The following is a 12,346-nucleotide window of genomic DNA, read 5'->3' as shown; positions in this document are numbered from 1 at the left end:
GTGAAACGTCTTCTTATCATTGCCGGTTCTGGTATGTTGCCTTATTATGTTGCTAAGGCTGCTAGGTTAAAAAATGATGAACCTGTTATTGCATCAATTTTAAATGAATGTTCTTTTGATTGGAAAGGTTTTGAATGTCAAGAATTGCCATTAGGTGATTTTTGTGTTTTGCGATCAATTTTACTGCAGTATAATATAGGTCGTATTGTTGTAGCGGGAGCTATAAGTATTCGTCCTAGTGTGAGAGACTTATGTTTTTCCATTAAGGATTCGTTTAGAATTTCAAAGATGATATGGCAACTAGTCTCGGGGGGTGATGCCTCTCTCCTCAATTCGATTATTAATTTCCTTGAGAGTTATGGGGTAAGTGTAATTGGAGCACATGAAATTATTCCGGACTTATTAGCAGAAAAAGGTTCTTTAGGTATTTGCGTTCCAAGTAAAGATAGTAGACGAGATATATTTGTTGCTATGAAATCAGCAGAGGCTTTATCTGAGCTTGAGATTGGACAATCTGCTATTAGTATTGGAGGTAGAGTTGTAGCTTTAGAAGGCGTTGAAGGGACTGATTATATGTTACAGCGTATTGTGGATTGCAGAGACAATGGAAAGATTATTCCAGGTATGTCCGGAGTATTAGTTAAAATGTGTAAATCACAACAAGATATGAGAGCTGATTTGCCTTCTATTGGAGAAAAAACAGTGCAAAATGTGATTAGGGCAGGTCTTTCTGGTATTGCTTTAGAGGCTGGGAAATCTCTTATTTTGGAAAAGGAACTTGTAAAAAAACATTCAGATGAGAAAGGAATTTTTGTCATTGGTATAGATCGTGAATTTTCAATATGAGTTGTCTTAAGGTTGCTGTTGTTGTCGGTGAAATATCAGGAGATCTTCTCGCTGGTGATTTGATAAAATATCTCAAAGAAATTGTAAATTGTCCTGTCCATCTCATAGGAGTTGGAGGTGATGCTCTGCGAAAAGAAGGACTTGTTTCTTTATTTGACTTTTCTGAATTGTCAGTAATTGGATTTATGCAAGTTATTAAACATTTGCCACGGTTTATTTTACGTATTAATCAGACTGTGGAATTGATCGTTTCTTCCAAACCAGATGTTTTATTGATTGTTGATAATCCTGATTTTACTCATCGTGTAGCAAAAAGGGTTCGAAAGAAAATACCAAATATTCCTATTATTAATTATGTTTGTCCAAGTGTTTGGGCATGGCGCGAAAATCGTGCATATGAGATGCGTAAATATGTTGATCAAGTTTTGTCTATCCTTCCTTTTGAAAAAGAGGTCATGAAGAAGTTAGATGGACCTCCTACTGCTTATGTAGGTCATCCTCTTAGTAGTAATTCTTCGGTATTGAAAATATATAGTCAGAAAAATAAAAATCACAATACTCATTCTGAACATAAAACAATACTCTTATTGCCTGGATCTCGAGCTAAAGAAATTTCTAAAATTTTGCCATTTTTTGAACAATCTATGTTGTTTCTTATTAAGAGAGATCCTTCTATGAAATTTTCATTAGTTACATTACCATCGCAGAAAAATCTTGTAAGTCGGATAGTATCAAAATGGGATATACCTCCTGAAATTATTGTTGATACAGACAAAAAGGAAAAGGCTTTTATAGAATGTGATGCTGCAATAGCTGTATCTGGAACAGTTGTTTTGGAATTGGCATTATGTGGAATTCCTATGGTCGCTGTTTATAAATCAGATTGTATTGTTAATCTTTTGAGTTTTTATATCAAAACATGGACTGCTTCTTTACCTAATCTTATTGTTGATTATCCTCTAGTTCCTGAATACTTTAATAACATGATTCGTTCAGAAGCATTGGCGCGTTGGATTGAAAGGCTGTCTCAGGATACTTTACAGCGTCGTGCTATGTTACATGGTTTTAATGATTTGTGGGCTTATATTAGTACAAAAAAACCAGCAGGTCAGATGGCATCGAAAATAGTACTTCAAGTATTGAAAGAAAAGGGTATTTCTTATCATTAAGGATAATTTCTAAAAATATATTTGTTGCTAAATCTATTTTTACTGTACGATATAATTTCCTCCTATAGTTAATTAGATTATGAATAATAAAACTAAAATTAAGTGTTTGAATATTAATGAATTTCGCAATTACGATTCTTTACGTTTAGTATTTGATTCTCAAAATACTATTTTTTTTGGAGATAATGGAGCAGGGAAAACCAATATTTTAGAAGCTATATCATTCTTATCTCCTGGTCGAGGACTACGCCGTGCATCTTATTCTGATATAACTCGTATTGGATCTTCCTCCTTTTCTACTTTTGCAAGTATAGAAGGAATGGAAGGATTGGCAGATATATCTATAAAACTAGAAACAAAAGACGATAGAAATATACGATCTTTACAGATAAATGATTTTGTAATACGTGTTATAGACGAATTGAATTCTCATCTTAGAATTAGTTGGCTTGTTCCTTCTATGGATCGGATTTTTAGCGGTCATGTTATAGAAAGACGTCGTTTTCTTGATAGAATGGTTTTTGCGATTGATCCAAGACATAGGCGTCGTATGATTGATTTTGATCGTTTGATGCGTGGACGCAATCGTTTATTATCGGAAGGATATTATGACCCATCGTGGTGTAGTAGTATTGAATTGAAAATGGCAACACTAGGGATAGAAATAAATATTGCTCGTGTGAACATGATTAATAATCTTTCTTCTTTAATAACGGAATATGTACAAAAAGAAAAATTTCCTCATATTGAATTAAGTATAAAAGGATTCTTTGATAGATCATTTAATAAATCTTATTCTAATTTGATAGAAGAGTATGTAAAAAAACTTTTTGATGGACGTAAAATAGATGCTATTGCAAAGCGTACTTTAGTAGGACCTCATCGTTGTGATTTGATTGTTGATTATTGTGACAAAGCTATCAATATATCTCATGGTTCTACTGGAGAACAAAAGATTGTTTTGATAGGTATTTTTCTAGCGCATGCACGTTTAATATCTAATACAACTGGTTTTGCCCCTATATTGTTACTAGATGAAATTTCAGCGCATCTTGATGAAGATAGACGAAATTCATTATTTCGTATTATTACTGATATTGGGAGTCAAATTTTCATGACAGGAACGGATAGATCGGTTTTTGATTCTCTAAACCAAAAGGCAACATTTATTAGTATTTCTAATCATCAAGCATTTTATATTTGATTATTCATGTTTACGACGTTTACTTTTCTTAGATATTCTATTTTTAAAATGCTTATTTTAAAAACGTTGTTTTTATAACAAATATTTATAATTGTCATAAAAGATTAAAGTTCTTGCTTTTTCTAGATCATCTGCATTATCGACGCTAATTGCATTTGATCGCACTATTTTCAAATCAATGCGCATATTATTTTCTAAAGCTCGTAATTGTTCTAGAGATTCTCTCTTTTCTAAAATAGAAGGAGGTAATTGAGTAAAACATTTCAATGCATCTCGTCTATAAGCATACATGCCTATGTGTTTATAAAATGGTCCTATTCCATATGGAGTTTTAGTACGTGTAAAATATAGTGCACGAAGACATTCATTTTCAGAAGGAGAAGCCACTATTTTTACAACGTCAGGATCATCTTGCTCTTTGCTATTGTGGATTTTTATTGCTAGAGTTCCTATATCAACTTTAGGATTGCGTAGAGGTATTAGTACAGAAGATATAATCTTAGGTTCTATATTTGGAATATCTGCTTGAATATTTATAACTATTTTGACTTTTCTTCCTGGATCTATAATATTTAACGCTTCAAATATACGATCAGATCCTGATTTATGACTTGTATGCGTCATTACCGTTTTGAACCCTGCTAGTAACAAAGCTTCATTTGTTTCTTTGTCGTCAACAGCAATTATTACACGCCCAATATTTGCTTCGCGTGCACGGATTGCAGTGTGCAGTATCATAGGGATTCCATTTATATCTGCAAGGATTTTTCTAGGTAATCTCGTTGATTTTATGCGAGCTGGAATGATAACAAGAACGTCTTCCATTCTTTAGATCTTTCATATAAGGTTTTACCTAGTACTGAATTATATTTAAAATTATTATATAATAAAAATATTTATAAAATTCTACAAATCTAATTTTTCCTTTAATTGTATAGCATGAACGATATATACATACGTTTCAATAATTATAAATAATTTTTTATGGATTTTTTATCTATTTGAATATTTCACCTGGATATGTTCCCCAAATTTTTTTTTGCTTAACCCATCCTTCTATATCGGTGTTATATACGAAACACCATTGTCCTGAACACTCGTTTATTGTTAGTAAAACTCCAGGTTCTACTTTAGCCAAAATAATTGATTGTATTTCTGGTTTTTTATATATATTGACGTATTTGTTAGTTTTACGCTCCCATGGAGAAACGATAGCAGAGCGCTTGTTGGATAGTAAACTTTTATTAATCCACCCAATGGTACCATCAAAATCGCGAATTTGTCTCCAATTTTCATATTCATTAATAATTTCGACTGGAAGTCCTCTTGTTAAGTATGTGCAAACAATAGCATATATCATCCCTGGTCCTACACGGGAATTAGCACGGCTAGATTTAATTGTAACAAAACGAGGGAGGGATTTTTTTTCAAATAATTGTACTCTCTGAGAGTAACCAGGAATCGGAGATGAATAAAAATATATTATTAACGTAAAAACAAGAAAATTTTGCAATATTTTAGGCATATATTTTCTCATATATAGGTTGTTTCCCATCATGATTGAGCATGATATATTATTTATAGGAAGAAATAATACATTGAATAGGGAATAGTATAAATGTTAATATGTAATTAGCCAGTAGTTTTTCTTCCACTAGAAAGTATTCTTTGTAACCGAGATGTTTTGTCAGAAATTAAAATTAAGAATTTATAATACGATAGTTGTATATATGGCTTGTGTTTTATAATAAGATGCCTGATAATCTTGTTGGGAGGCTGGGAAGTGAACGCTATTCTTGTAAATCGAGTCAGGTCTGGAAAGAAGCAGCTCTAGCAATGTTATGGTGGGTCGTTTTTTCAGCCTCTCGTATTAAGTTTTTAGATTTTATTAAAACTATGAGAGAGTTTCCCCTTGTCTACATTCGAAGATCATTATTGTGTTTTAGCGAGAAAGTATCGTCCGCATAGTTTTGCGGATATGATAGGTCAAAAAGCTATGATTAAGACTCTGAGTAATGCTTTTAAATCTGGTCGCATAGCACAATCTTATATGTTATCTGGAACAAGAGGTGTTGGGAAGACAACAACTGCCCGCATTATTGCTCGATCTTTGAATTATAAAACAGATTATATAAATGTTCCTACGGTAGAATTTGAGTGTTTTGGAGATCATTGTAAATCAATAATTCGCGGAAGTCATGTTGATGTAATTGAATTAGATGCTGCTTCTCATACAAGTGTTGATGATGTTCGTGAAATAATTAATCAAATTTATTATAAACCTATTTCTGCAAGGTTTAAGATTTATATCATGGATGAAGTACAAATGTTGTCGACATCCGCTTTTAATTGTCTTTTAAAAACCCTTGAAGAGCCGCCTCCTCACGTAAAATTTATATTTGCTACCACAGAAATTCGTAAAGTTCCAATAACAGTTCTTTCAAGATGTCAGCGTTTTGATTTGCATCGTATCTCTATCAAAGAGATCATTGAATTATTTACAAAAATTTTGGATAGAGAATCAATAAAATTTGATCATGAAGCTATTGTAATGATCGCACGAGCATCTGATGGATCAGCACGTGATGGATTGTCTTTATTAGATCAGGCTATTGCCCGATGTGGTGATAAGATTGTTGTTTCTAGTGTGCATTCAATGCTTGCACTTGCTGATCGAAATAGAACGATGGATTTATTTGATTATTTGATAAAAGGGGATATTGCAAATGCTTTGCAAGAATTTTCTTCGCAGTATAATTCTGGTGTAAATCCTTCTGTTGTTCTTCATGATCTTGCTGATTTCACTCATCTGGTTACGAGAATTAAATACATTCCAGAAATGGCAGATAATTTGATATATAGTGAAACTGAAAATTCACGAGCATTGGAATATTCAAAAGAGATATCTACTACTTTTCTTTCTCGTTTCTGGCAAATGATTTTGAAAGGTGTTTCTGAGATAGAAAGTTTTTCTCGTCCTATGGAAGCAGTTGAAATGGTTTTAATACGTTTAGCACACTCTGTTAATTTGCCTTCTCCAGAAGATGTTGCTCGTTATATTATGGAAGAAAATAAAAAAAAAAAACTGATGATTTAAACTCTTCTTCTATTGTTATTGGGAACAGTCCAATACAGAAAAGTATATATTCCGATAAATGTTTTGCTTCAACTGAAAATAATATTATTGCAAAACGAGATATATTGAATGTGAAATTAAGTTCGCGTACTTCATATAAAAAAAGATTAATCGATTTATGTGAGGAGAATGATGATTATAAAATGAAGTATATGTTGCAGAGTGTTTTGAATATTACTTCTTTTGAACAAGGGAAATTAGAAGTATCCTTTACGGAAAAATCTCCTGATAATTTTATTGAAAACCTTGTTATAAAGCTTAAAAATTGGACTGGCAAAGATTGGAAAATAATATTTTCTTTAGGAGAATATTGTGAAAATTTTGATATTGATGCAGATCTTCAAGCAATTCGTACTATCTTCCCAGAGGCTAAAATTGTTTGTATGCGTTCTGTTGATAATTTAAAATAATAAAAATTGATATAATATATATAGTAAGTAATGAAGGAATTTTACTAATGAGTAATATAATGAAAATGATGGGTCAATTTAAAGAAATACAAAGTAAAATAGATAAAATGAAGGAATCCATTGTTGTTTTAGAAGCAGAAGGCAATGCTGGAGGGGGTATGGTTAGTATTCGTTTGAATGGAAAAAATATGCTTAAAGAAGTTAAAATTGACAGTTCTTTGTTATGTAAGGAAAATGTTGAAATATTAGAAGATCTAATAGTTGCAGCTCATAGTGATGCTTATAAAAAAATAGAAGATCTTGTTGCTACAAAGACTCAAGAGGTAACAGCTGGATTGCCTATTCCTTCTGATTTTAAGTTTCCTTTTTAGTAAGATATTAATATTTTTAAAATTTATATGGAAGATTATTTTTTATGGTATTCATATTTTGTTTTTAAAAATAATATTAATAGGTTTTACAAAAATATAGGGAAAACATTATCAACAATTTTAAATTGTAATATATAAAATTTTTTCTCTTTATTGGAGTTGGTATCCTATATGACAAAAAAAGTAACAGGTATAGAAATTGAAAATCTTATTAAAATGTTAGCGCGTATCCCAGGATTTGGCCCTCGTTCTGCTAGGAGGGCTACTTTGCATTTGGTAAAAAAAAAAGATAAATTATTAGGTCCGTTAGCAGATGCTATGGTCAATATATATAACAAAGTTCGTCTGTGCTCTATTTGTGGGAACATTGATACTACAGATCCTTGTATTATATGCTTAGATCATAAACGTGATAATTCACTGATTATAGTTGTAGAAGATGTTTCTGATTTATGGGCTTTAGAACGTGCTAAGGCATTGAATGCTCTTTATCACGTGCTTGGAGGAACTCTTTCTCCTCTTGATAGAATTGGTCCAGAAGATATTGGAATAAAGTCTTTGATAGAAAGAATCAAAGTTAAAGATATTAGAGAATTAATTCTTGCTATTAGTGCTACGATTGAAGGGCAAACAACTTCTCATTATATTATTGATAAACTTAAAGGAGTAGATATTAAAATTACTAGATTATCTTACGGTATTCCTATAGGTAGTGATTTGGATTATCTTGATGATGGGACTATTTTTGAAGCCATTCGTTCTAGAACTTTGTTGTAGTTGTAAATAATTATTATTTTATTAGTTTGTTTATGTTGTTATCTAGAACTTTATGATAATTGATAATTTTCTTCTAAAATAAGTTATTAAGTTAATATTAAATCATCTATTGCGGTTGGGTATAGTCATAAGTTAATTATGATTTTTTATATGAATATTTTATATCAAATAAACTTTCCTGGATTCATTATTCCAGCTGGATCAAATGATTCTTTTATTTTTTTCATCAACTTTATTTCTGTTTTTTCTAGGATGCTGCCTAATCTTTTTTTATGTAATTGTCCAATTCCGTGTTCAGCAGCAATTGATCCTTTATAAGATAATACTATTGAATAAACGATATTATTTATTTCATGCCAATATCTAGATAAGAATTCCTCTTGATTTTCATCAGCAGGGGGAAATACATTGAAGTGAATATTTCCATCGCCTATATGGCCGAATAAACCTATACGCGTTTTAGGGAAAATAGATAAGACAGATTTTTCTACTTCTCTTAGGAAAGATGGTATTTGTCCTATAGGAACTGAAATATCATGTTTGACAGATCTTCCTTCCTTTTTTTGAGCTAAGGGAATACTGTTTCGTAGTCTCCATAGTGCATTTTTTTCCTCTTCTGAAGATGATAATATCCATTCATTAATTAAATTTTGTTTTAATCCTGTTTCTAATATATTACCTGCTATTAAATTAGCTATTTCTTTTGTTTCTGAAGAAGATATTTCTAATAATATATACCAAGGATATGATTTTGATAAAACAGGAAAATTATTTGGAATATGCTTTATAACTAGTCTTAGTATGAAATCGGAAATTAATTCAAAAGCAGTGACCATATTCCCTGCGATTTTTTGGGTTAGTTGTAATAGTTTAATAGCATGTTCTAAAGATTTTATTGCGATAAATGCAATTTGTTTATCTTTTGGATAAGGGAATAATCTAAGTACAGCACCTGTAATAATACCAAGAGTTCCTTCTGATCCTATGAATAGGTCTCGTATATCATAACAGCTATTGTCTTTTATAAGTTTACGCATTCCATTCCAAATTTCACCATTGGGAAGAACAGCTTCTATTCCTAAACAGAGATTTCTTATATTACCATAGGATAATACGGCAGTTCCTCCTGCATTGGTTGCAAGATTTCCACCAATTTGGCATAATTTTTCTGATGGAAGAGAAAGAGGGAATAATTTATTGTTTTTTTTTGCAATTTCTCGAACTTTTAATAGATTAATACCAGCGTCAACTGCAATTGTGTTGCCTATTAAATCAATGTCTCTGATTCTGTTCATACGTTTTATTGATAAAATGATATCTTGTTTATTTGTGCGTGGTATTTGTCCGCCAACAAGCCCTGTGTTTCCTCCTTGAGGAGTAATTGATGTACTTGTCTCTGAAGCTAACTTTAAAATTTTGGATACTTCATTCGTACAAGATGGTAATAGCACTAGAGGAGATGTTCCGTTATATAAATTTCTTTCTTCTTTAAGATAAGGAGATATGAGCTTTTGTTCATCCAATATGCCATCAGACCCAACAATAGATATAAATCTTTGGATAATATTAGGGGATAATGTACTCATTCTGTTCCTTTCCAGATTAATTTCGTGGTGCAGCTGCTCTTTCTAATCTATTGTTGATAGCTATACCTAATCCATGGTTTGGTATAGGACTAAATGCAATAGAACTGGCACCACTGTCATCAGCCGTTTTCATATAATTGAAAAGATTAAATGCGGCTTCTTGTAATTTTCCTTTTTTGCTTAAATTAAGTGATATAATGGCATTCTCAATATTTTTAATTTGGAAGTTGCCAAAACTTATTAAAGCCTCTCCGGGATTGACATGTGTAGCTCTTAATCTTACGCAGCATTGTGGCGCGTAGTGTGATGTTAACATTCCTGGAGATTGAGGATTAGATATCTCTTCAAAATACTCTAATTCTTTGTTAATAGCTTTTTTAATTCTTTCAATTTCTAGTCCTCCGGGGCGTAAAACTTGGATTCTTTTGTCACATTTAACTTTAATAATTGTCGATTCTAGGCCAATTTTAGAAATTCCTCCATCAATTATAAGGGGTATTTCCTTACTAATAGGAGAAGATAAAATATGTTTTATATTGGTTATGCTGATTTGACCAGATATATTAGCAGATGGCATTGTTAAAGGATGGCCATAGGCATTAATAAGCTTTTTCGAAAATCCACAAGGAATACGAAAACAAGCTGTTTTAAGGTTAGCCGTAGCCAATGGATGGATATCATTTTTTTCTAAAAGATCTAGTACAATAGTTAGAGGCCCTGGCCAAAATAATTTTGCTAAATTAAAAGATAGGTAATCGATATGCACATATTTCTCTATCATAGGTATGCTACTTGCATGGCATATAAGAGGATTTATAGTTGGGCGTTTTTTAATTTCATAAAGACGGCGAATAGCTGAAGGATTTCTAGCATCTACAGCTAAACCATAAACAGTTTCGGTTGGAATCGCTATAGGTAGACCAGCATCTAAGAATTCACATGCTTTTTGTAAGGCATTTGAATCTGTAATAGAAATAATTTGCGGCATTGATTACTTTACACAGTTTTTTAGATTTTTTCTATATTGGGATTTAATTTGTCTATATAGGCCTAATATAATTTTTATTTGCATTAATTCACTTTGGTTGATACAAATAATATTAATAATAAATATATTACATCTTTGTTGGTGCATCCGACAATAGAAGAAAAGAACCGTATAGTCAATACCTTACATTCAAGTTAGGCAAAGTCCCTAGTAAAATATAAATACGTAGAATCAAGTGCTTAGGAATCAAAATGCCTAACCTTTTTTACTGAATTAGCTATCATTTTAGCTGTATTATAAGCTAGTTTTTTAGCATTGACTCCTCTTGTATATCACTCTGCCATTTCCATCTTTGACCATCCGTACATAGCCATCAATTCATGAGGACTAGCCCCCGAATTAGCCGCTATTGTTGCTCCCGCTTTCCTTAATCCATGAGCTCGGCATTTATCTGATAATCCAGCTTCTTTGCCTCTATCTCTAAACCAATTACCAAAAGATCCTGATGAGGAAAAGGGTTTATTATGAGCGGTAAGCAAAAATGTATCACCATCTTTGCCAACCGCATCTAAACACTTTTGTAAATCTTCAAAAATAGGAACATGAACTTGCTTGTCCGTCTTCTGTGTATAGATAGATAAAACATTATCTTTAACATGTTTTTTGCCTATTTTGATTACATCAGATCTTCGAAATCCTAAGAATAACATTAGTTCTAAAGCTAATCTCGCCATTGAATTTATAGGATGATAATTACGGAATTGTTTCACTTGTTCCATTGTCCACGTATGATGACCTAAAGTGCGAAGTACAGGTCTTCGTACCCCAATCACGGGATTTAGTTTAATGTAATCACTTTCTTCTGCCCATCTGAATACAGGAGAGATAGCATTCAAAAAAGAAATAGCAATTGAGGGCTTTTTTGCCCTTTTGTCAACTGAATTTTGTATGTCTCTGCGTGTTATTTTTGATAATGCAATAGATCCAGAATTTTCTATAATATGCATGTATATATTAACTATCCTTGTTGTATAATTTAATGATTGGAAGTGAGTGCCTAAGCGGTATTTATTAATAGCCCATTTAAGCGTTCCTTTCGCTTCTGGCGCGTTTTTTGGCTTAATTCGTCCAAGTAAATCATCGGCGTAAGCGCATCCATAAACTCTTTAGTTCCATAAGCATTAGGCAAACGTATTCGATTTCCTTTATTTCTTCGAAAGTAATAAATAATCTTCCCATGTCGTGTTCGTTCTTTTGTGACAAAAGGGGTAAGTCTTAATTTGGATGGCATACTTTAACCTATTCAAAGCTCTATATTGTCTTCTGGTCTACGGTGCAAGAACATGTCAGAGGTTCAGTAGGAGCTACGATGCAAGATACTAAATGGGCAGCTGGCAGAGGATTAGGAGGAAATATATTACGCTTGGCGTTTCAATTCCTGATTATGCCGATATCTTTTTTGCGAATGCATTTGATAGAAGCTCCTAACACCATGGTTGGTGGAGGAGGGGGATTATCTGCCAATGTATATAGGGCTAAATTCACCGCTATTAGTTTAGTAGGTGACGAATTAATAAGGAACGTTCTCATTCCTTTGATTTCTGGCAAAGAACCAAGGTTTGATTATACCGATCCGATGGAATATGCAAAAGCGATTTTGAACGCAATCACGCATTATCAAAGGTGGTCTCCCCTAGGGGAAAACGATATTAAGTGGGATATCTTGGGTTCTGCTCCTAGACAGATGGGCAGATTGGCAAATTCTGCATATGAGGCTTACAAAGAAGAGCACCCACGGAAAAGAGGTAAAGCCCAAGCTAAATTTGCAAATGAGGTTATCAATACTTTGGTTCCTTACC

General features: G+C 32.4%; 12 protein-coding genes, 1 other RNA gene and 1 pseudogene. 9 read left to right on the top strand and 5 right to left on the bottom strand.

The features are described 5' to 3' along the window. From GY664_RS02270 to recF, 3 genes are all read left to right on the top strand, one after another. Complete coding sequence (locus GY664_RS02270) at nucleotides 1-846, top strand: LpxI family protein (RefSeq protein ID WP_333947838.1); 846 nt, start codon at nucleotides 1-3, stop codon at nucleotides 844-846. Then, nucleotides 843-2,015: a lipid-A-disaccharide synthase gene (gene lpxB, locus GY664_RS02265; RefSeq protein WP_333947837.1), complete on the top strand. Its 1,173-nt coding sequence runs from the start codon at nucleotides 843-845 to the stop codon at nucleotides 2,013-2,015. The genes GY664_RS02270 and lpxB overlap by 4 nt, the downstream gene beginning before the upstream one ends. A 79-nt stretch (nucleotides 2,016-2,094) precedes the next feature. Then, entirely contained in the window at nucleotides 2,095-3,219 is a 1,125-nt protein-coding gene (gene recF / locus GY664_RS02260) for a DNA replication/repair protein RecF (protein ID WP_333947836.1), read from the top strand. A 72-nt stretch (nucleotides 3,220-3,291) separates the two neighbouring features. Here the strand turns inward: recF and GY664_RS02255 are convergent, their stop codons facing one another. Together GY664_RS02255 and GY664_RS02250 are read right to left on the bottom strand one after the other, a co-directional pair. Continuing rightward, nucleotides 3,292-4,044: a 3-deoxy-manno-octulosonate cytidylyltransferase gene (locus tag GY664_RS02255; protein WP_333947835.1), complete on the bottom strand. Its 753-nt coding sequence runs from the start codon at nucleotides 4,042-4,044 to the stop codon at nucleotides 3,292-3,294. 172 nt (nucleotides 4,045-4,216) lie between these two features. Beyond that, nucleotides 4,217-4,756 carry an SH3 domain-containing protein gene (locus GY664_RS02250; RefSeq protein WP_333947834.1) on the bottom strand — a complete coding sequence of 180 codons (540 nt, stop codon included), beginning with the start codon at nucleotides 4,754-4,756 and terminating at the stop codon, nucleotides 4,217-4,219. A gap of 234 nt (nucleotides 4,757-4,990) precedes the next feature. Here GY664_RS02250 and ffs point away from each other — a divergent pair. The 5 genes from ffs to recR all read left to right on the top strand — a co-directional run bounded on the left by ffs (nucleotide 4,991) and on the right by recR (nucleotide 7,913). Next, nucleotides 4,991-5,088, top strand: an RNA gene (gene ffs, locus GY664_RS02245) — signal recognition particle sRNA small type. A 43-nt stretch (nucleotides 5,089-5,131) separates the two neighbouring features. Then, nucleotides 5,132-6,316: a DNA polymerase III subunit gamma/tau gene (locus tag GY664_RS02240; RefSeq protein ID WP_408612120.1), complete on the top strand. Its 1,185-nt coding sequence runs from the start codon at nucleotides 5,132-5,134 to the stop codon at nucleotides 6,314-6,316. A gap of 110 nt (nucleotides 6,317-6,426) precedes the next feature. Beyond that, nucleotides 6,427-6,765 (top strand): hypothetical protein, encoded by a 339-nt coding sequence (locus GY664_RS02235; RefSeq protein WP_333947833.1) that lies wholly within the window; start codon nucleotides 6,427-6,429, stop codon nucleotides 6,763-6,765. 47 nt (nucleotides 6,766-6,812) lie between these two features. Beyond that, nucleotides 6,813-7,136 carry a YbaB/EbfC family nucleoid-associated protein gene (locus GY664_RS02230; protein WP_333947832.1) on the top strand — a complete coding sequence of 108 codons (324 nt, stop codon included), beginning with the start codon at nucleotides 6,813-6,815 and terminating at the stop codon, nucleotides 7,134-7,136. Between the two features lie 171 nt (nucleotides 7,137-7,307). Beyond that, entirely contained in the window at nucleotides 7,308-7,913 is a 606-nt protein-coding gene (recR, locus tag GY664_RS02225) for a recombination mediator RecR (RefSeq protein ID WP_333947831.1), read from the top strand. Between the two features lie 164 nt (nucleotides 7,914-8,077). Here the strand turns inward: recR and GY664_RS02220 are convergent, their stop codons facing one another. The 3 genes from GY664_RS02220 to GY664_RS02210 all read right to left on the bottom strand — a co-directional run bounded on the left by GY664_RS02220 (nucleotide 8,078) and on the right by GY664_RS02210 (nucleotide 11,494). Continuing rightward, entirely contained in the window at nucleotides 8,078-9,499 is a 1,422-nt protein-coding gene (locus GY664_RS02220; RefSeq protein WP_333947830.1) for an FAD-binding oxidoreductase, read from the bottom strand. 16 nt (nucleotides 9,500-9,515) lie between these two features. Beyond that, nucleotides 9,516-10,487 (bottom strand): L-threonylcarbamoyladenylate synthase, encoded by a 972-nt coding sequence (locus GY664_RS02215; protein ID WP_333947829.1) that lies wholly within the window; start codon nucleotides 10,485-10,487, stop codon nucleotides 9,516-9,518. A gap of 332 nt (nucleotides 10,488-10,819) precedes the next feature. Further along, nucleotides 10,820-11,494, bottom strand: a complete 675-nt coding sequence (locus GY664_RS02210; RefSeq protein WP_333947828.1) for a tyrosine-type recombinase/integrase — start codon at nucleotides 11,492-11,494, stop codon at nucleotides 10,820-10,822. Nucleotides 11,495-11,856: 362 nt separating this feature from the next. Between GY664_RS02210 and GY664_RS02205 the strand changes: the two are divergent. Beyond that, nucleotides 11,857-12,346 (top strand): annotated as a pseudogene (locus GY664_RS02205) (hypothetical protein); the annotation flags it as partial.

The sequence above is a fragment of the Candidatus Liberibacter brunswickensis genome, assembly GCF_036858155.1.
GTDB classification, from domain to species: domain Bacteria; phylum Pseudomonadota; class Alphaproteobacteria; order Rhizobiales; family Rhizobiaceae; genus Liberibacter; species Liberibacter brunswickensis.
Note: the sequence above shows the minus strand (reverse complement) of the source record. Positions and strands in the feature narration are given on the sequence as shown.